The 17,749-nt window shown below is 46.0% G+C and carries 23 protein-coding genes and 1 pseudogene; 2 read left to right on the forward strand and 22 right to left on the reverse strand.

The window, feature by feature from the left end:
- Positions 1-68 precede the first annotated feature (68 nt).
- From M4D81_RS10260 to M4D81_RS10320, 13 genes are all read right to left on the reverse strand, one after another.
- A complete protein-coding gene (locus M4D81_RS10260) occupies positions 69-905 on the reverse strand; it encodes a PIG-L deacetylase family protein (RefSeq protein ID WP_260066062.1) in 837 nt (278 codons plus the stop codon).
- A 49-nt stretch (positions 906-954) separates the two neighbouring features.
- A complete protein-coding gene (locus M4D81_RS10265; protein WP_071219842.1) occupies positions 955-1,377 on the reverse strand; it encodes a VOC family protein in 423 nt (140 codons plus the stop codon).
- 31 nt (positions 1,378-1,408) lie between these two features.
- Positions 1,409-1,960: a hypothetical protein gene (locus tag M4D81_RS10270; protein ID WP_260066063.1), complete on the reverse strand. Its 552-nt coding sequence runs from the start codon at positions 1,958-1,960 to the stop codon at positions 1,409-1,411.
- Positions 1,961-2,009: 49 nt separating this feature from the next.
- Entirely contained in the window at positions 2,010-2,555 is a 546-nt protein-coding gene (locus M4D81_RS10275) for a GNAT family N-acetyltransferase (protein WP_260066064.1), read from the reverse strand.
- Between the two features lie 60 nt (positions 2,556-2,615).
- Positions 2,616-3,092 carry a hypothetical protein gene (locus tag M4D81_RS10280; protein WP_260066066.1) on the reverse strand — a complete coding sequence of 159 codons (477 nt, stop codon included), beginning with the start codon at positions 3,090-3,092 and terminating at the stop codon, positions 2,616-2,618.
- 272 nt (positions 3,093-3,364) lie between these two features.
- Positions 3,365-3,460, reverse strand: coding sequence for a competence inhibitor ComI (gene comI, locus M4D81_RS10285; RefSeq protein WP_227793437.1), 96 nt, complete (start codon positions 3,458-3,460; stop codon positions 3,365-3,367).
- A gap of 121 nt (positions 3,461-3,581) precedes the next feature.
- Entirely contained in the window at positions 3,582-4,256 is a 675-nt protein-coding gene (locus tag M4D81_RS10290) for an HAD family hydrolase (RefSeq protein WP_260066069.1), read from the reverse strand.
- A gap of 87 nt (positions 4,257-4,343) precedes the next feature.
- Positions 4,344-4,709 carry a DUF6508 domain-containing protein gene (locus tag M4D81_RS10295; protein ID WP_260066070.1) on the reverse strand — a complete coding sequence of 122 codons (366 nt, stop codon included), beginning with the start codon at positions 4,707-4,709 and terminating at the stop codon, positions 4,344-4,346.
- 395 nt (positions 4,710-5,104) lie between these two features.
- Positions 5,105-5,581: a DinB family protein gene (locus M4D81_RS10300; RefSeq protein WP_260066071.1), complete on the reverse strand. Its 477-nt coding sequence runs from the start codon at positions 5,579-5,581 to the stop codon at positions 5,105-5,107.
- Positions 5,582-5,709: 128 nt separating this feature from the next.
- Positions 5,710-6,114 carry an NUDIX hydrolase gene (locus M4D81_RS10305; RefSeq protein WP_260066072.1) on the reverse strand — a complete coding sequence of 135 codons (405 nt, stop codon included), beginning with the start codon at positions 6,112-6,114 and terminating at the stop codon, positions 5,710-5,712.
- A 46-nt stretch (positions 6,115-6,160) separates the two neighbouring features.
- Positions 6,161-6,562, reverse strand: a complete 402-nt coding sequence (locus M4D81_RS10310) for a zinc ribbon domain-containing protein (RefSeq protein WP_071219835.1) — start codon at positions 6,560-6,562, stop codon at positions 6,161-6,163.
- Between the two features lie 86 nt (positions 6,563-6,648).
- The gene (locus M4D81_RS10315; RefSeq protein ID WP_260066074.1) at positions 6,649-7,638 is read right to left on the reverse strand and encodes a serine hydrolase domain-containing protein; all 990 of its coding nucleotides are present in this window, start codon (positions 7,636-7,638) and stop codon (positions 6,649-6,651) included.
- Positions 7,639-7,703: 65 nt separating this feature from the next.
- Positions 7,704-8,498 (reverse strand): hypothetical protein, encoded by a 795-nt coding sequence (locus tag M4D81_RS10320; protein WP_260066075.1) that lies wholly within the window; start codon positions 8,496-8,498, stop codon positions 7,704-7,706.
- A gap of 257 nt (positions 8,499-8,755) precedes the next feature.
- Between M4D81_RS10320 and M4D81_RS10325 the strand changes: the two genes are divergently transcribed.
- Complete coding sequence (locus M4D81_RS10325; RefSeq protein WP_260066408.1) at positions 8,756-8,929, forward strand: hypothetical protein; 174 nt, start codon at positions 8,756-8,758, stop codon at positions 8,927-8,929.
- Here the strand turns inward: M4D81_RS10325 and M4D81_RS10330 are convergent.
- From M4D81_RS10330 to M4D81_RS10350, 5 genes and pseudogenes are all read right to left on the reverse strand, one after another.
- A pseudogene (locus M4D81_RS10330) lies at positions 8,925-9,131 on the reverse strand (sugar ABC transporter permease); the annotation flags it as partial. The gene M4D81_RS10325 and the pseudogene M4D81_RS10330 overlap by 5 nt on opposite strands.
- 539 nt (positions 9,132-9,670) lie before the next feature.
- Entirely contained in the window at positions 9,671-9,979 is a 309-nt protein-coding gene (locus tag M4D81_RS10335) for a hypothetical protein (RefSeq protein WP_260066076.1), read from the reverse strand.
- A 75-nt stretch (positions 9,980-10,054) separates the two neighbouring features.
- A complete protein-coding gene (locus M4D81_RS10340; RefSeq protein ID WP_260066078.1) occupies positions 10,055-11,005 on the reverse strand; it encodes a LacI family DNA-binding transcriptional regulator in 951 nt (316 codons plus the stop codon).
- Positions 11,006-11,342: 337 nt separating this feature from the next.
- Positions 11,343-13,103, reverse strand: coding sequence for a dihydroxyacetone kinase subunit DhaK (gene dhaK, locus M4D81_RS10345; protein ID WP_260066080.1), 1,761 nt, complete (start codon positions 13,101-13,103; stop codon positions 11,343-11,345).
- A gap of 1 nt (position 13,104) precedes the next feature.
- A complete protein-coding gene (locus M4D81_RS10350; RefSeq protein ID WP_260066082.1) occupies positions 13,105-14,241 on the reverse strand; it encodes a glycerol dehydrogenase in 1,137 nt (378 codons plus the stop codon).
- Between the two features lie 204 nt (positions 14,242-14,445).
- Between M4D81_RS10350 and M4D81_RS10355 the strand changes: the two genes are divergently transcribed.
- The gene (locus M4D81_RS10355; RefSeq protein ID WP_260066083.1) at positions 14,446-15,492 is read left to right on the forward strand and encodes a PocR ligand-binding domain-containing protein; all 1,047 of its coding nucleotides are present in this window, start codon (positions 14,446-14,448) and stop codon (positions 15,490-15,492) included.
- Positions 15,493-15,578: 86 nt separating this feature from the next.
- Here the strand turns inward: M4D81_RS10355 and M4D81_RS10360 are convergent, their stop codons facing one another.
- The 4 genes from M4D81_RS10360 to M4D81_RS10375 form a co-directional block, all read right to left on the reverse strand.
- On the reverse strand, positions 15,579-16,157 hold the full coding sequence (locus M4D81_RS10360; RefSeq protein ID WP_071221808.1) for a GNAT family N-acetyltransferase: 579 nt from the start codon (positions 16,155-16,157) through the stop codon (positions 15,579-15,581).
- 1 nt (position 16,158) lies between these two features.
- On the reverse strand, positions 16,159-16,725 hold the full coding sequence (locus M4D81_RS10365) for a nucleoside-triphosphatase (RefSeq protein ID WP_260066086.1): 567 nt from the start codon (positions 16,723-16,725) through the stop codon (positions 16,159-16,161).
- Complete coding sequence (locus tag M4D81_RS34680; protein ID WP_194543810.1) at positions 16,709-16,849, reverse strand: NUDIX hydrolase; 141 nt, start codon at positions 16,847-16,849, stop codon at positions 16,709-16,711. Before M4D81_RS34680 ends, M4D81_RS10365 begins: the two co-directional genes overlap by 17 nt.
- A 140-nt stretch (positions 16,850-16,989) precedes the next feature.
- Positions 16,990-17,748, reverse strand: a complete 759-nt coding sequence (locus M4D81_RS10375; protein WP_260066087.1) for an ABC transporter ATP-binding protein — start codon at positions 17,746-17,748, stop codon at positions 16,990-16,992.
- Position 17,749 lies beyond the last annotated feature (1 nt).

A 17,749-nucleotide genomic window follows, 5' to 3' on the forward strand; every position in this document is an offset into this window, starting at 1 on the left:
GATCATAAATAAAGCGGATTGCCCTGAGAAGGGAATCCGCTATTTTATTTCTAATCTCCAAAAATAGATCACACATGAGTAGCCGTTAACATCGGGAACAAAATCTCCATTTCAGCTTCATTCGGTCTTCTGCTATAATCCGCGATTTCGAAAGCCTCTGCATATTGTACGCTGGCTGCAAGGTCTTGGCCATATTTCTTCGCAAGCGAAGGCAGCATTTCGTCCGAGACGCTAAGGAACCGATCCCAATATTTTAGAATAAATTCCCGCCTCTCTTCCCAGGTATCCGGTGCGGCATCCAAGAAACCGCCTTGCCAAGGCGCAAACTCATAGAATTGGGAAGCATGGGCATCGCAGGCCAGTAATTTTTTCTCGATCACGCCCCCAGCATCGATAACAATATCCGGTTGGTATGTCGCCCGTGCCGCATAATCCGGCATCAGCAGGAATATCGGGGATTTCTTCAATGACGGCACTTCAGGGACGGCATTCGGTACGTTCGCAACAAAATCTGCCGCATCCCGCACGACTTTCCCGACATTGCGGTTATCCACATGACCGGGACCGTCCGGATGGAACGTAATGACGATATCCGCCTCCCAGCCGCGAATTAGACGGATCACTTCCTTGCGCACTTCGAGCGTTGGCATCAATTCGCCATCGGGAATGGGCAGAACGACGTATTCAAGCACCCCAAGACGCTTTGCAGCCTCGTGAGCTTCCTGAATCCGACGTTCGACCAGCTTCTGCCCGCTCATTTCATGATGACCGCAGCATCCATCGGTTAGCGTTACGAACTTCACCCGATGACCCATCTCTGAGTAAGCTGCCGAGATCGCGCCTGCATAGATTTCGGGTTCATCCGGGTGCGCTGCAATGACAATCACATTGAGAATTTTAGACATCTGTTGCTTCCTCCTTGTAGGTTCTTGGATATCCGTTCGATATACCGATTTACTTCGTCCGTTTCATCAATGGATGATCTTCCTTCAACTCCAGCAAATCCCACAGATTGCCGTATAAATCCTTAAATACCGCCACCATGCCGTAATCCGCTTCTTTGGGCTCTCTTACAAACTCAATCCCCCGCGATACCATTTCACGATAATCTCTCCAAAAATCATCTGTGTTCAAGAACAGGAACACTCTGCCCCCGGACTGATTGCCTATAAATGGCTCTTGCTCCGGCTTGGACGCCTTGGCAAGCAATATCGTCGTGCCGACCGATCCGGGAGGTGCTACGACCACCCAACGTTTATCTTGCTCAGGCTGGTATGTATCTTCAATCAAGGTGAAATTCAGCTTCTCGGTATAAAATGCGATGGCCTCATCATAGTCCTTCACGACTAATGCAATATGGACAATGGATTGTATCATGTCTTCTCCCCTACCTATGTGATTTTTCAATTCAGTTTCTTATAAATCTTCTTGTACGGTTGGTACGCCCAGGAACGGAGTTGGCGGACTGAATGAATTCTTGCTTATCCAACCTAGGCTGTCCTTCATTAAGAAAATATACAAATCTATAGGTTAAGCCGTTATTTCTCCACCATAATGATTGATCGTCATCATCTTCATCATAATATCCTTGAATGCCACGTTCCAGTTCATGACTTTCTTTACCTCTGGCAATGGATTCTTCACTGTAGATCTCGTCCGTCTCGTCATAGGTAATGATGAGATTATAAAGCTGCTGTTTATTAATATTCCTATGGTGGTATACCACTTCCTGAAACTTCCCTTGCTTGGTTTCATACGATTCCAAAGAAGCCGTTGCTTCTGTTACATTAATTGGGATGTATGTTGGAATCTCCGGGGTGAACTCCAGCTTGGATTCAATAAGCGCAACCGGCTGCTCAATTAGATGCACATAATTTGTAGTTGATATATCAGAGTTGGTCTTACATGATGTAATTACAATCAACACAAAAAAGATCAGCACGTGTTTTACTATTTTCATGATCCCCTCCATATTGAGATTGGCATTGACGAATTATAACTATTCTTTCCTACAATCGTTTACCTTCAAAGAACTCCTTTTCAAGGATGGAATAATAGTACTGATCCGTCCATTGTCCCTTCCAAAAAAGTTCCTCTTTAAAAACGGCTTCTTGGGTCATCCCGATATGCTCCATGAGCGCTGCAGATCGAGCATTTTGCGAATTGCACATACCAACTACTTTATGCGCATGCAGCTGTTCAAAAGCAAATTTCAAAAGAAGCTGAGCAGCCTCACTCCCGTACCCCTTTCCGCCATGTTGAGGGAGGATCGCAAATCCCAATTCCCAGCTCTTCCTGTAGTCGATATAACTCCACACTTGAGCAAGTCCGATTGGAGTTCTATTCCCATCATTCGCTAAACGAACTATAAAATCATAGCTTGCTGTTTCGTTGCCCTCCCTAATTTTCTCCAGAAAGTTACTTCGAACTTGTTCGTCGGACGGTACAGATTCTTCAAACTGCCATAAATCTCGATCGCATTCAATCCTGCATATAAAATCCAAGTCATCGTTTGTGATTCTAGATAAGATTATGTGTTCTCCATAGATTTCCATAAGAGTTCCTTTCATATTACTATTATAGTATTGATTCATATGCACAAATACGATATGTTCTTACTCTACCTTCCAAGCATGTGCTAATTTTATGAGTTCTTCTTTCGCTTCTATTTCACTGTCGCCTATAACTTCTCCTTCAATATAATAAGTTCTTATTAATTCCTCCGACTTTTCTTTAACGGGTTTCTGAATGTATATCATATAAAATACTTTATCCGGAGTGGGATAAACTGCCGAACCACCATGTAGAAACCGAATTAATATAGCCTGACCAATAGGTAAGTCTATACTTTCTTTGTTCGTTATTTCCGAATGATTTCGAATACTCACATGTTCTGTTGGACCATCTTGCTGCCCGACCGTGATCTTAATAAGATCATTCCAAATAACAGAGCCTGTATGTTCATCTAAAGTCAGGGTAACGGAGTTATTAGGGGCTTTCGTCTCAGAGGTTTTTTGTGCAAAAAAAGAAATGATCAGAATTGAGATGAGTAGAAATATTACACATATGAAAATCGTATATTTCTTGGTCATTTCGTTCCTTTCCTTTTCCAGATTCTATATACTCCGATCGATTTCATCGACTACGAAAGAGCGATTTTACATGATGATTACTTTCTTGTTTTCTACGCTTCCTCAGGTATTTCTAAGCTTTGATACATATTTTATTTTATGGTACTATATATGTAATAAAGACCAAGTGCAGCGAACACTTGGTCAGTACAATTGGCTTGGATGGTTTATTCCCCTCTAAGTCATTTAGGAACGAAAAACCCACCTTCGGCGCGTAACCTTTGGGTGGGTTTTTACTTTTTCTTGTTGTTATTGTTAATGTATGTTAAAAGAGCAAGAATGAACGATCCAAACAAAAACATAATCGTTAATGCATCCTTTACCTCCATGGCTTCACCCCCTTTCGAAGGGAAACCATGCCCACCCAAGATTCAATTGTAGTTATATTTTACCTTTTATCGAATCTACGCACAAGCGTTCCTATTCATTATCGTTCTTAGATATTTCGCGCTAGATGATCCCTTCTAATTCCGTCAGCTTCTTTATGATGTAATCGGGGGGCTGTATATGATCCGGCTTTAATTTGTTCATACGATTGATCCAAACGGCTCGGATTCCCAATGCTTGAGCCCCTACAACATCACTTGTTAATGAATCCCCGACATGCAGGACCTCCGCAGCCTTTAACTCATACCTTCTAAGTGCTTCTACAAATATTTCCGACCTCGGCTTATATGATCTGACATCTTCGCTAGTGATCACGCCAGTGACCTTTAAATTGTAAAACCTTATGGCTGTCATCACATCCGATGTATCAATATTAGAAATGATATATATGGGCAATTTACACGACTTAAAAAAAGAGAGCGCATCTTCATAAATACCTGGCTTTTGCCAATGCTCAAATTGCTCCTGTATGATCTCCTCTGCAATGCAATCCGATTTGAAGTAGTCTATCGTCGTGCGTAAAGATGTTCTGCCCAGATTTCTTTGATTATCGAAATCTTCCCCATAGCTTTCATGAAACATGTTTGAGAAGGACTTCCACCAGTATTGTCCTATTTCCTGAATGGTGCAGTCCTCAGAGGAAGTCTCCTTGATTTTTTGGCATATTAACGGAATGATCTCATCATCTTCATGAACCACAGTCCCATAAAAGTCGAGGAAAATCGCTTTGGTTATCATTGTTATTCCTCCCTCACGCTATAATTCCATTCCTTCGTATGAATGTACTAAGTCATTTCAGTACGACGATGACAAGTATGCGTAGGATCAGGATAATGTGCCCTTTAATTCTCTTAGTCTTAACAGAATACTAGCTGCGTGCCCTTTTACGCATACTTGGATAAATAACCCTTCGTTAAATCGATCCCCCCGAATATAACTGGTCATTAATTTTCTAAGGATTGTCAGATCGGCGTTCATGATGCTGCTATCCACTTCATGATCTAAGTTCCTGTAGATCTCGTTCTCCATTAACCAATCACTCCAGTTGAATACCATTAAGAAGCCGGTATCATCTAACGCTTTACGAAAACTTCCGATTTCCTGGCTTTCGCGCATGTACCCATTAACTTCATGATAAAAAACGGACCCAAGATCTTGGAAATATTCGAGGTATTGGAGTAATCGATCCACATCTCCGGAAGTTAAATCTGCGTCATACGGAATGCAATCACCTCACTGATTCTAATTAATCCCTGCACAGGGTTTCACGCCACTTATGGATAAACACCTGAGGGCACTAGTTCTACTAGCGCCCTGTCGGAGCTTTCCTAGCCTCGAATATAATCATCTGATCCGCTTTAACAGGTTTATTCAATCTATTTCTTTAGAGGCATTCCTTACATCATATAAGAGAGTCGCAGGAAGAACTACACCCATTATATTTATAAATAATCTCTACTTAAAACGATTCCCAAGGCATATATTCTATTTTACATCCTAATTTCCATTTGGTAAAAATAGCAAAAGGACTCCCCGGCTCATGAGATCATGACAGCAGGAAGTCCCCTATGTGTGATGCGTTTAAGCTACGCTCTTAAAAAGGCAATGTAATCCGTTATTAACCCTTTGTGTCCCAAATGCCGAAGCATGGTCGTGATATTACCTCTATGATAGGTTCCATGATTTACGACCTGCTGGAGAATCTCCGAAATCGAATTCTGAAATCCCTCGCCTGCCGTGTTGTGATAAGTCACAACCTTCCCCATATCGCCAACCGATGCTAAATATTCATGGTGCTTGGTTTGAAGCTCGCTCAGGTATTGACGAGCTGCTTCCAAATTCGCGAACGGTCTCGCGGCAAGCGACGGGGGACTTTCCTCCTTGATCCGGGCAAACCAAACTTCCTCCGCAGCTGCAAGGTGACCGAAGACTTCGGCGATGGATTTGAAGCCCAGATTCACTTCTTGGAGAAACACGCCTTCCGGCAAGGATTGCAGATGGTTCCATAGTCTTTCGTTCGCCCAAATGTGATAATCGTACAATTGAAGATACGCTTCGTTCATTCTGCTCTCTCCTCTCTTGATCACTTTATCAATCATTCTAACTCTCGATGCCCTGAGGCACAACTTTTTCAGTTATCCTCTCCCAGAAATTTTTCAGTGACATGCATGATCATTGGAGAGCATGAAATTTAAAACGCCCGGCTTCTAACTTCTCCTTGATAAGCCAATGCATCCTCGGCCCTTAACCGCTGAACGTCGCTCAGCTCCGACAACTCGGCCCATTTATACTCCGAATGCTCTGAGCTAAGGATAATTTCCTCATGAAGAGGGATCGAACAGCGGAATATGCCGACCTGCACGTTGATATGACTGTGATAATAAAATCCGGTCAAGACCGCATCCAGCAGGGTGAGGCCCAGTTCTTCGCGGCATTCGCGAAATATTGCTTCATGGATCGTTTCGCCGGGGTCGACCCCGCCTCCGGGCAAACTCCATCCTTTGTTCCCATAGGTCCGTTTTAATAAGAGCAGCTTGCCGTCGGCGTTCGATATGATGGCATGCACACCGAATCTGTACGTGTCATGAAAGCCCATTATTCATCCTCCTATCTCGGCATTAATATGCATTATCCAAGCAAGCTTACTGCCTCTCCCCAATGTCATTACCGCACTTCGGACAATATTGGTACGTTTCATGTTTGATGGCTCTCCCGCAATATGGGCAGAAATTGAAATCGCCATCCTGTTTAAAACCTTCGTTGACGCTTTGCCTTGCATTCGCTTGAAGGTAAGGATCTAATGGATCCGGTTCGTCGTCGGTAATATCATAGACGGACATGCGGTTAGCTCCCGTAGCATTTTTAAGATGAAAAATCCCCTGCACAACCGCGACACCGACAAAGATGACCCCGAACAGGACAAAAAAGACGGGTGCTCCCATATTTGCTGCCGAAATCGTCCAGAATATCCCAAATACGCCAATTGCAGCACTGCCAACCGCGCCCATAGCCGACGGTCCCCGACCTGGCTTGATGCTTCTCATGTAAGGCTCCTCTCGAAAGTGATAATGACCAAAACAAATACATGCTTGCATGGTTCCCGATTAATCTTGTAGTCGTTTCCTTCGTTTTACGTATGAAACAATAGAGGTTTAATCATTCGGAACAACTGGTGCGAGTCTACTTTCTCATAATTCCATAGCATGACGATCCGTAGATCTTGAACTGGATAGTGCCAAATTTCGGATCGAAATCCCGGAGTTCCTCCGGCAATTAACCGAAAGTCAGCCCCCAGGAACCATCCATATCCATAGTTTAAGTTCGGGTCAAATGTTGTCGTATAGTACGGTGCAAACATTTTATCCATCGTTTCCGGCTGAAGGATTTCACCTTTGAAAAGGGCTTCACACCACGTATTCAGGTCTTGGACCGTGGAGTACAGCTCGCCTGGAGCTTGAACCGTGCTAAGCCTGTCATTGTCAGCGTTTATCAGCTGATTATTTTCCCAGGCGTGTCCGTATGCTCTGCCTGAATTGATCTGACGAGGACAATCAACCCCTGTCGATCCCATGTGCAAAGGCGAGAAGAACCAGGAATTCAAAATTTCCTCATACTTCATCTCCGTCACAGCCTCTAGTATATACCCCAGCATGATAAACCCGGTGCTGCTATATTCCCAACGCTCACCCGGAATGAAATTCTGTTTCAGTCCGACGAGGTAGGGTATAAACGCTTTCTTCTCCACACTTAATTTGCTCATCTCATATGTAAGGTCAGGTACGGCATAAATATCATGCAGCCCTGATGAATGGCTCAATAAATGATGGATCGTGATCTTTGGATGGAGAGCCTTAAATGCGTCAACATAAGTACCTGGGTGATCATCAAGACTAATCAGCCCTTGTTCATAGAGTTTGAGGGTGGCAGCTGCAATGAACATCTTGGTGACTGAGGCAATGTGAAATTTCGTATCCTTGTTATTGGGGACGCCAAGCTGAAAGCTGGCTTGCCCGTAGGATTTACTGAATAAGGTTTTGCCTTCTTTGGAAATGTGGATGTTCCCGGATAAATAATGGTCTTGTTGATAACGATCAATCAGTTCCTCTAATTGCTGCTCCATTCTAACCCTCCCCTTTAAATCCTAAACCGGTACGCATTCTGTAACCTATCATGATGCAGCGCGGTCTAGAGATATTCGCCGAAAAAAAACTGCAGCGCTTCAGTGGAATACCCGTCGCTTCCCTGCCACTCCGACATCGAGAAGAAATCGTCGTCCCTTCTCGGACGCGTGCGGGGCGTATCCTTCGGAACCAGCACGCCGGCATATCCCAGAACTTCCATCAGCACGTCTCGTTCATACTTGCTTGAAGGTAGAACATCCTTCAACCGCTTTTCGAGATGACGCGGGCTTTCTGTTTCAGCACATCCGTCGACGGCTGCAATCAGCTTCCGCAGAATGGCGATATCCTCCTCGTCCACCGTCAGGTCCTCCTCATGGCTCAACAGCTCCAGATCAAGCCAGCAGTAGAGCAGCTGATTCAAGCGGACGCCTCCCCATTTGACCCGTTCGAAATTCAGTACGTTCAGGTCGGCATTCACGTAATCCCGGTCGGACTGCAGCCCGGCATGGTTACAATCTCCGCAGCTGCTGTAATTCGGCATGGCCGAGCGTCGTTCTTCGTACTGATGAAGAGGCAGGCGCGATGTCTGCGCCCAGCTGGAAAGCGCGCTTCGCAGATGCACTTGTCTCGTGGAAAGGCTGTGCAGAAATGCGACAGCAGCCCTTTCTTTAGTAACCGTCTTATGTAAGCTATGAAGCCGCTGGATCAGCTCATCATGCCCGATGGTGATGGGGTCGAACATCAGCTTCATGCTCTTTGCGTAATCAAAGTCCTCCCCAACGAACGGCAAAGAACTGCTTTTCCAGCCGCTGGATGACCAGAACGTTTGAAGTAAAACCTTTTTTGCCTTTTTGTCCACAGCTTCTCTCACTTCCCATTATTTTCTTGTCCCTATCATAACAAAATCTCTCTTTAAAGCGAATAAACAACCGAACAAGCAGTGCCAAGAAAGCTGTTGCAATCTATGAAAACGCCCTAGCCTGGATCATGGCTGAGGAGTGACTTGCTTAATATTTCTCCGAATAATCATTATAATGATATAATGTTTTAGTAACCCTATCATTGTTGATGGAATCGGCCATGACATGAAAAGAATGCAATGGAGGATTCGCCCAAATGATCATTCACAAGCTCAAATTATTCATCGTATCCACTTTCACTTTCCGAATAAACTGGAATCACTTTAAGTCGAAGCTGCTCTTAAGATACGTTCTGTCTTATATTCTGATCTTCCTGATTCCACTGACCGGAGTAACGATATTTGTTTATGATAGCGCTGTCAGCGCTTAAAGGCAATCTGGATACCGTACATCGGCGCATAGTGAAATACAAGGAAATACAGTGCGGCCGGCACCAAGAACAGATAAAGCTCCCAGTTCACCCTGATTCTTTTACCGAGAGACGTTGGGTTTACATCTGGATTAGGCGGCTTCGTTTCGCGATGGATGGAACGTCTTCCGGATATCACAGCAAGTAGTCTTTTTCCCCTCATGCTTCCCCTCCTTTCTTACATATCGATTCATGTCAGGTTATCTGGCTCACTCACGTACATCACGTTCCAGTGGTTAACAGGTAACGCTTACATTCCAAAGTGTAGAGAAGACGGCATGACATCGTAAATGTGTAAGATGTGCATTGTCATCCGTCTGTCCGGCGCGATCCCGCTGCTATCATCATTTTTTCATCCGGATCTCCGCGATCCCTGTTGAAGTATGATGCTGAGAATGTGTAACATATGAACCTGTTATCAGGTTTCATATGTTACATATTTTGCTCCATCAAGCTGTCCAAGCCAGGAGGGGAATCGTCATGTACCTACCCTGCTAGACTAGTAGACAAGAGGAAAAAGTCATCTGCCAATACGACACAGCGAGAACGATTTCAGAAAAAATGAAACAACCGTTCCCCGGTGGAATACCGAGAAACGGTTGCTGCTTAAAGCTCTCTTTTAGTTCTGTCTACTTGACAGGGGTATGACCAAGAATGCGGCCTTTAAGTTTAAAAATCTTGTCATATGGCAACTTTCATTCCTTACCCTTCTACGATATCTGCCCGTAAATCAGCTGCAATTCCGATCATGAGGGGTACGATTTCTTGATGGGAGACGGCTATGTACAACTCCCCCATATAGTGTCTAAATGGAATAAGGGCCTCTCCATGTTTCCACATAAAGAAATCCCCTTCGACAGACATGGTGCTCTCCTCCCCTTTAACAGTCAGCACCGTCTGATATGTGAAATCCGCCTTGGATGAAAAATAAGCTTGGCATTCCTCCAATGAAATCTCTTGATTACTAGTGTTTGCATTCATGGATCTTGTAATCCGAAAACGTTGATTCATAAATATCCTCCAAATATAAAATGATGGGCTGGATCATTGAAAAATACCATGCATGGAGCGATTGTAAGTCAATAATTATATCGATTGCCGTACAATGATGTGATAAGGAATCTCTACCTTATCCTTTGATTTCTTAATTGTAAGATCAAAGGCTTGTTCACCGACTTTCACCAATTGATGATCAACCGTAGATAGGCGTAACCCAATCCCGACAGGCTGATTCTCCTGGCCAATGATCGCCAGATCCTCTGGCACCCCTAGTTGTATGCTCCTTGCATACTGATAAATACCTGTCGCAACCTCATCGCCGTTCGCATAAACAGCGGTTGGTCTAAGATCCATATTAAGTAGTTGTCGTGCCGCTCTTACCCCGTCATCCATGCTGTAGCAATCCCTGATATGGTATGCTGGCGGCAGATCGCCAAATATATACTGATACGCTTTTATCGTTAGCTGTGTACTATTACTCTCTTCTCCTCTTGCTGTCGTAAAAGCGACTCGTGAATGCCCTTTATCCTTTAACAATTGAAACGTGTCTACGTAAGATGCATACCGATCCATGTAGGCACAGCCAATCTCAGGATGATCCGTAAACTCGCATGCGACGATCGTCCCGTACTTGGTATATGGCACAATGGCATCCCAAGTGTTTGAGCGAGAGGTAATGATGATTCCATCCAGTTGTTTATTTTTCAACATATTTAAGCAGCTGAGCTCTTTTTCCGGATCGTACTTTGTAGGCAGAACCATCACGGAATAATCACGCTCGACCGATCGATTAAGCACACCATGAAGCAGTTGATCAAAGGCTTGATTGTTGTTGTACGGCATGATCACACCGATACTTCTTGTTTCCTTACGAATTAAATCGACAGCTGAGCGATTTGGCGTATAGTCCATTTCATCAATCACACGCTGCACAGCTGCCCGCTTCGATTCAGATACATAAGGATGTTGATTCAGCACCCTTGATACTGTTGATACGGATACTCCTGCCCGCTTTGCAATATCATTAATATTTGCCATTGTCACCTTCTCCTATATCTCACACTTCATACTCTAGTCTTACACCAAATCAACGCGTAAAACAACAATAAGCTTCCCACAAGTGTAATCACAGTAATGAGGAGCTTATTTATTTCGACTCTGCAGCTGAAAGCGACTTACTATAAATGAATACAATTGCCGTTATGGATAGTATGCTAACGATCCATTTCTTAGGCTATAATCTCTTGACCATTTATGCTATCCACTATCGAAATAAGTTAATAAAGAAAAGTCCCCGTCAATTTAGGGGACTTCCGTTTCACATTACATATGAGTAGTACTGTAGTACCTGAAAGGAACATAACTACGTTCCAGATTACTTCATCGCTTTAGCAAGCTCGGTGAAAATAACCCCGAGCGCATACGCCCCCGCATCCGGGTATCCGATGCTGCGTTCGCCGACGGTGCCTGCTCTTCCCATTCGGGCAACGATGTCTGCCGTCTTCTGAGCGCCGAGAACCGCCGCTTCGGACGCCTTCATCGCTGCCGGCTTCATCTCCACGCCTTGCTCCGCACTCTGCGTCCAGGCATCCGCGAAAGGCACGAGCGCATCGATCAATGTCTTGTCGCCAACAACGGCTCCTCTTCCGAACGATCGTTCGCCCGTATCCTGAATTCCCTTGACAACGGCCTGCATCATATCGGCAACCTCTTGAACGGACAATTCCTGCTTCTGACCGGCAGATTTACTCGCCGCCCTGAATGCGGATCCCCAGATCGGTCCGGAGGCCCCGCCGCAATGCTCCATGATGATCATCGAGCAGGCGTCGAGGAAATCGCCGATATCGCGAAGATGGTGGGTCAGAATATCGTCCCATTCCGCTTTTAGCTGCTTGAAGCCCTTGGCAACGCTCATGCCAAAATCGCCGTCTCCGGCATGGGCGTCGAGCTCGCAGAACGGTACTTCGTTCTCGATAATGACCTCACTCATTTGATCGATCAGATATATGATATTTTGCAAGGACAGCCGGTTGTTTTTAATTACAGCTGCGGCAGGATCCGTATTGTTTTTGTACGATACCGCGTTCTCTGACTTCTGTTCGTGAACAACCTCGGTATAGCTCACAGGCTCAAAAGGTCCCTTGACCGACAGTGCCGGCGTATCGCATGGCGCAGACAGCCACTTCTTGAGCGTTTCGTCCAGCTTCATGATTGTCACCGATGCGCCTGCCATATCGATGCTGGTCATATAGTTGCCGACGAATACTTTGAATACCCGCTTGCTCCGGGACGCCAATTCGCACATTACGGAATTGTTCAGCAAATACAGCTCCTGCAGCGGCGTGCCGCCAAATCCGTTGATTAATACGGCCACTTCATGCTCCGCAGCATCATTCATCTGCAAGTTGTCCAGCAATGACGTGACCATCCGCTGCGCCAGCTCATCTGCAGAAACCGATTTCTCCCTGCGGATTCCCGGTTCGCCGTGAATGCCGACGCCATACTCCATCTCGTCATCCTCGATATGAAACGTCGGAGTTCCCTTGGCGGGCACAGTGCAGGAGGTATACGCGAAGCCAATGCTGCGAACATGGTTAATCGCATGCTGCGCCGCTTCTTTCACTTCCGGAAGGGACAGCCCGGCTTCTGCAGCCGCTCCGGCTACCTTATGAACGAGCACCGTTCCGGCAACCCCTCTTCGCCCTACCGTATAGAGACTGTCTTCAACCGCAATGTCATCGTCGACCTTCACATAATCCACTTGGATGCCGTCCTCGCTCGCGAGGTGGGCCGCATTTTTGAAGTTCATGATGTCGCCGCTGTAATTTTTGATAATAAGCAGCGTTCCCTTATTGCTCGCGGAGCTGCGGATCGCTTGATACACCTGGATTTGGGATGGGGAAGCAAACACATCGCCGCACACGGCCGCATCCAGCATGCCTTGTCCAACGAATCCGGCATGCGCCGGTTCGTGGCCGCTTCCGCCGCCGCTGATCAGCGTAACTTTATCTTGATCGATCTCCTTTTTGGAAATCACCTTGAATTTAGGGTTGAACGCCAGCTCAGGATGCGCAAGCACAAGCCCATTGCACATTTCCCTAACCAAGGTTTCCGGTTTGTTCATGATTTTCTTCATCTTATATCTCCTTACTCCATTTGTATTGACGGCCCAATTGGTCAGCGGCCATAATCGCGGATGCTACCGCTTCCTCCGAAATCGGGAATGGCATCGAGTGGATGGATTCCTCGGCAATACATGCCTTCTTGGCCACTTCAAGCAGTTCCTCGTAGGTCACATGCTCGACGCCGATATCTTCCAGGCATACAGGAAGACCGATCGACAGACAAAAGTCCAGCACTTCCTTCATTTCGTTCCGGTCTGCATTCTCAAGCACCAATTGAGCAATCGTACTGAAGGCTACCTTCTCGCCGTGATAATAATGATGCGTTCCTTCCAGTGCCGTCAAGCCATTGTGAATCGCGTGAGTCGCTGCCAAACCGCCGCTCTCGAAGCCTAGTCCCGATAACAGAATATTCGTCTCGATGATATTCTCAAGCGCAGGCGTCACGATGTTTTGATCGCAGGCCAGTTTCGCTCTGTACCCGTTCTCAAGCAGCGTTTCATAGCACAGCTTGGCAAGTCCCAGCGCGGTAATCGTCCCTTTGGCTTCACCGCATACGCCTTCGCGAACGCCGCACGGCAAACCGGCATTGACATTGGAATACGATTGCGCCGTTGCTCTTGCTTCGAAATAGGTAGAGAGCGCATCCCCCATGCCAGCAACTAGGAATCTAGTCGGTGCTTTGGCAATAACCGTCGTATCAATCATGACAACGCTAGGACTTTGTTTGAAATAAGCATAATCATCGAATTCGCCTTCTGGGGTATAGAGGACCGCAGAATGGCTTGTCGGCGCATCGGTTGCCGCAATCGTCGGAACAATGATCAGGGCCTCACCTTCGGCCACGCATTTTGCCGTATCAATCGCTTTGCCTCCGCCGAGGCCAATCGTGCAAGCACATTGATGCTCCTTCGCCAATGCTTGCAATCTGGCAACCTCCTGCCGGGAGCATTCCCCACGGAAGCCGCTTTCAACTAGCGTTATATTAAATTTCTGTTTGGTTGACTCCAACTTGTCTTTCACCCGTGCAACATCATCGGGATGGGCAATCAGCAGGGCGGAATCTCCGAATGTCTTTACAAAATAACCTAAATTCAACAGTTCGTTCTCACCCTGCACATATTTTGTCGGACTGATAAACGCTCTTCTCATGATCATTCCTCCTACGTAAACTATATTAATTATTATAGGTTGTACTTATTCGGGAAGCATGAAACAATGAAGTCGGAATAAAGCGTTTTCTTATCGTATTTTTTTGTCATCCCCATGGAAAATTGTATTATCTTGTTCTTCAGTGGAACCATTCGCTATAATATTCAATAGAGTTTCTATAACTTTTCATAGGAGAATGTTGTCATGTCCAAATCCCGATATGATTTAGAAGAAATCATTGATTTGGAGAAATGGGAGAAACTGCAGGATTCCTTATCGCTCGTGACCAAAATGGCGATCCTTACGGTTGATTACAAGGGCGTTCCCGTCACCAAGCACAGCCACTGTCAGCCTTTCTGCCAAGGCGTGCGCCAGGATTCCCATCTCTCTTCATATTGTCAAAAATGCGACGCGCGAGCCGGCATTGAAGCAGTTCGCCAGAACAAACCATACATCTATTTATGCCATTTCAACATTATCGATATCGCCATCCCGATCATTATCGATAACCAATATCTTGGTGCGATTATGGCCGGACAGCTCAAGCTCCGAGAACCTGATGCACCGATGCTGGAGCAGATCGTATCACGGCCGCCCAATGTGGAGTCAAACCGGAAGTTTAAGGAACTCGAAGGGGATTACGATGCACTGCCCGTCTTATCCTATGACGAGGTGACGAAGTGCGTGGATCTGCTGCTGCAATTAAGCACCTATATCGTGGAGGAAGCGATTCAAAAGCATACCACAGTCGATTTGTACAAAAAAGTACTGACCACCCACATGGATGCGCCAGCTTCCGTGGAAGCTTTAAAGGAGTCGGATCGTGCGGTCCGCAGCATCCAAACCATGCAGCAGGAGCTGTCAGGTGCGCTGATCGATACCAAATTGAAGAATGGCGCGGGACGGTTCGTCTCGTCGAATGCCGTGCTTCAGCCCGCATTTGACTATATATTTGCGCATAAGCATGAGAACTTCAGCCTGAAGGAGATGGCCAAGCTTTGCCATATCAGTCCCAGCTATTTCAGCCGCATATTTACGAAGGAAACAGGTAAAAATTTCTCCGTCTTCATTGCCAGGCTTAAGATTGAATGGGCCAAGCAGCTGCTGGAATCCACCGATTCGCCGATCCATCAAGTGAGCGATGATTTAGGGTTTTGCGATACGGGCTATTTCATTAAAACGTTCAAAAAGTTCGAGCATCTCACCCCGGCCGTGTACCGGAACTTGTATGCCGGGCTATCAGCTAAGTGACCGTTCTGCCTACCGATCATTCCAAGTAACCCCCTTCGCTCATGAACGAAGGGGGTTCTTACGATGGCCGCTATTCAACCAGCCCGTTAACGGGAGTTGCTCTGATTCCGGTAGTCATCCACAACAATAGAGTATAATTTCAGATCTTCATGGTTCCCTTTTACGAATATCGTCTGTCTTAATAAACCTTCATAGGACATGCCGGCCTTTTCCATCACTCTGGCTGATCCTAGGTTTGACGGCAGACAGCTTGCCTCGATTCTAACCAGCTTCATTCTTTCAAATCCAAAAGAGATGATGGTCCTGATCACTTCGGTCATGTAACCACGATTCCAATAATCCTTGGACAGGGCATAACCCAATTCGGCTTTAGCATGTCGGACATCCCAAGCCATAAATCCTGAGGTTCCAATGACTTTTCCGGTTTCTTTGTCCACGATTCCCCAAGGGGCCACAGCATGCTGGCTGTATTTATGCAGGACCCTCATTAAATAGAGGCGGGTATCTTCCATCGTTTGATGCGTCGGCCAAGCCGTATATCTCGATACCTCCTCATCCGAGCCGTAATGAAATATATCCTGTTCGTCTTCGCTCCTCAGTTTTCTTAAAATCGTTCTGTCTGTTTCTAACGTAGGGAGATCCGAAAAGACATCTTCGATCTGCATATTATTCACCCTCCACAGCTTTCATCATATCCTTTAACAAAGTTTCGGATATCGTGTCACGATTGGATGCGTTCATACTTATAATCCTGACTTCCTTCCGATATTTGATGATGTCTATTACAGGATGGCTCTCCAGAGGAATGGTCCCCAGAACAATCCGGGAACCTATAATCATCTCTTGTACTATTTTTTGAAAAGAAGAAGATAACATCTGCATAAAACCAATTTCGTCGATAATGATGATTTTCTTGGAGGACAAGGCGTCCTCTAATATTTTCACGGCAAAATCCTCGAATGCTTCTACATCCATTCCGTATTTTCCAATACGAGTGCTGCTTGGGTTTTCTACATGTGCAATTTCGACGCTTTCCCCACAAACGGATACGCACTTAAAACCGATTCGACCACTCGAATTCGTGATTTCCTCCGTATAGAATCCACCGCAAAGATCCGGACCGATGGCGTTGATCAGTTGTTTGATCATCGTCGTTTTACCGATCCGAGGCTCCCCTGTCAGTAAAAATGCGTGCTTGGCCTCCAGGCGTTCCCCGTCACGACTCGCCAGCATCAACGAAACCTCCGGGCATTTCCCACGTATCCGAACGAACATGAGTACGAACCATTAAAACATGTCCATCCTCATTCTTAACAAGTGCTGAAACCGCAACGAAATGTTTAGACTGATCATGCATCGTATAATACCATCCGTTTCATGATTAATGTTTCGCTCAATTGACTGCTCAAGCGTAAATTATGGTGCGAATCAAGTGATTCCATAATTATACATTCGCTAACCAAGGGCGATAGTCCTGCGGCTTAAATGGATATCGATTTATATTCCGATTTCCTGCATTTTCAGCATAACTTTCTTGACCCTGCCATCCAAATCCGTTCCCACAAGCTTTGGAAGCTTGAGTTCGCCGACCACTTTCCCATCGCGCATAAACATAATGCGCTCCGTCCGCGCCGCAACTTGTGCATCGTGAGTGACAAGCATGACCGCCGTACCGTCTGCATTGATCTCCGAGAATAGGTCCATGATTTCCTGAGCGGAAATGGAGTTGAGCGCTCCCGTTGGCTCGTCGCCGAAGATAATTCGCGGGTTGTTCATCAGTGCCCGGCATATTCCCGCACGCTGAAGTTGACCACCCGAAACCTGGGTGATGTTCCGTTTTTCAAGCTCTGCGATGCCTACCCTTTTCATAAGCTCCCTCGCCTTCACCGAAATGTTCGCGGCGTTTTTACGGTTATCCCGCATGGAAGGAAGAATGATATTGTCGAGGATATTCAAATTTTTCAGCATCGTCGGCTGTTGGAACACAAAACCCATTTGGGTTCTGCGTAGATCTGCAAGCTCATTCTCCCCGAGTGTCGATAAATCCTTGCCCTCAAAAACGACTTTTCCGCCATTCACGCCATCCGTCCCGCTCAGTGCAAACATTAGCGTGGATTTGCCCGAGCCTGATTGTCCCATAACAGCTACGAACTCGCCCTCGTGTATACAGGCGGACACCCCGTCCAGAACATTGCGCTGTTCGCCGCCCTCGCCGAAAGATTTGACGATATCCTCACCGATAATCATCTTTTTCATC

The organism is Paenibacillus sp. p3-SID867 (genome assembly GCF_025142895.1).
Classification (GTDB): Bacteria; Bacillota; Bacilli; order Paenibacillales; family Paenibacillaceae; genus Paenibacillus_AQ.

Bases quoted from the DNA above. Each gene is read 5' to 3' on its own strand.
- M4D81_RS10260 (WP_260066062.1), bottom strand. From the start codon at position 905: ATGTCTAAAATTCTCAATGTGATTGTCATTGCAGCGCACCCGGATGAA.
- M4D81_RS10265 (WP_071219842.1), bottom strand. From the start codon at position 1,377: ATGATACAATCCATTGTCCATATTGCATTAGTCGTGAAGGACTATGAT.
- M4D81_RS10270 (WP_260066063.1), bottom strand. From the start codon at position 1,960: ATGAAAATAGTAAAACACGTGCTGATCTTTTTTGTGTTGATTGTAATT.
- M4D81_RS10275 (WP_260066064.1), bottom strand. From the start codon at position 2,555: ATGGAAATCTATGGAGAACACATAATCTTATCTAGAATCACAAACGAT.
- M4D81_RS10280 (WP_260066066.1), bottom strand. From the start codon at position 3,092: ATGACCAAGAAATATACGATTTTCATATGTGTAATATTTCTACTCATC.
- comI (WP_227793437.1), bottom strand. From the start codon at position 3,460: ATGGAGGTAAAGGATGCATTAACGATTATGTTTTTGTTTGGATCGTTC.
- M4D81_RS10290 (WP_260066069.1), bottom strand. From the start codon at position 4,256: ATGATAACCAAAGCGATTTTCCTCGACTTTTATGGGACTGTGGTTCAT.
- M4D81_RS10300 (WP_260066071.1), bottom strand. From the start codon at position 5,581: ATGAACGAAGCGTATCTTCAATTGTACGATTATCACATTTGGGCGAAC.
- M4D81_RS10305 (WP_260066072.1), bottom strand. From the start codon at position 6,114: ATGGGCTTTCATGACACGTACAGATTCGGTGTGCATGCCATCATATCG.
- M4D81_RS10310 (WP_071219835.1), bottom strand. From the start codon at position 6,562: ATGAGAAGCATCAAGCCAGGTCGGGGACCGTCGGCTATGGGCGCGGTT.
- M4D81_RS10315 (WP_260066074.1), bottom strand. From the start codon at position 7,638: ATGGAGCAGCAATTAGAGGAACTGATTGATCGTTATCAACAAGACCAT.
- M4D81_RS10325 (WP_260066408.1), top strand. From the start codon at position 8,756: ATGATCATTCACAAGCTCAAATTATTCATCGTATCCACTTTCACTTTC.
- M4D81_RS10335 (WP_260066076.1), bottom strand. From the start codon at position 9,979: ATGAATCAACGTTTTCGGATTACAAGATCCATGAATGCAAACACTAGT.
- M4D81_RS10340 (WP_260066078.1), bottom strand. From the start codon at position 11,005: ATGGCAAATATTAATGATATTGCAAAGCGGGCAGGAGTATCCGTATCA.
- dhaK (WP_260066080.1), bottom strand. From the start codon at position 13,103: ATGAAGAAAATCATGAACAAACCGGAAACCTTGGTTAGGGAAATGTGC.
- M4D81_RS10350 (WP_260066082.1), bottom strand. From the start codon at position 14,241: ATGAGAAGAGCGTTTATCAGTCCGACAAAATATGTGCAGGGTGAGAAC.
- M4D81_RS10355 (WP_260066083.1), top strand. From the start codon at position 14,446: ATGTCCAAATCCCGATATGATTTAGAAGAAATCATTGATTTGGAGAAA.
- M4D81_RS10360 (WP_071221808.1), bottom strand. From the start codon at position 16,157: ATGCAGATCGAAGATGTCTTTTCGGATCTCCCTACGTTAGAAACAGAC.
- M4D81_RS10365 (WP_260066086.1), bottom strand. From the start codon at position 16,725: ATGCTGGCGAGTCGTGACGGGGAACGCCTGGAGGCCAAGCACGCATTT.
- M4D81_RS34680 (WP_194543810.1), bottom strand. From the start codon at position 16,849: ATGCATGATCAGTCTAAACATTTCGTTGCGGTTTCAGCACTTGTTAAG.
- M4D81_RS10375 (WP_260066087.1), bottom strand. From the start codon at position 17,748: ATGAAAAAGATGATTATCGGTGAGGATATCGTCAAATCTTTCGGCGAG.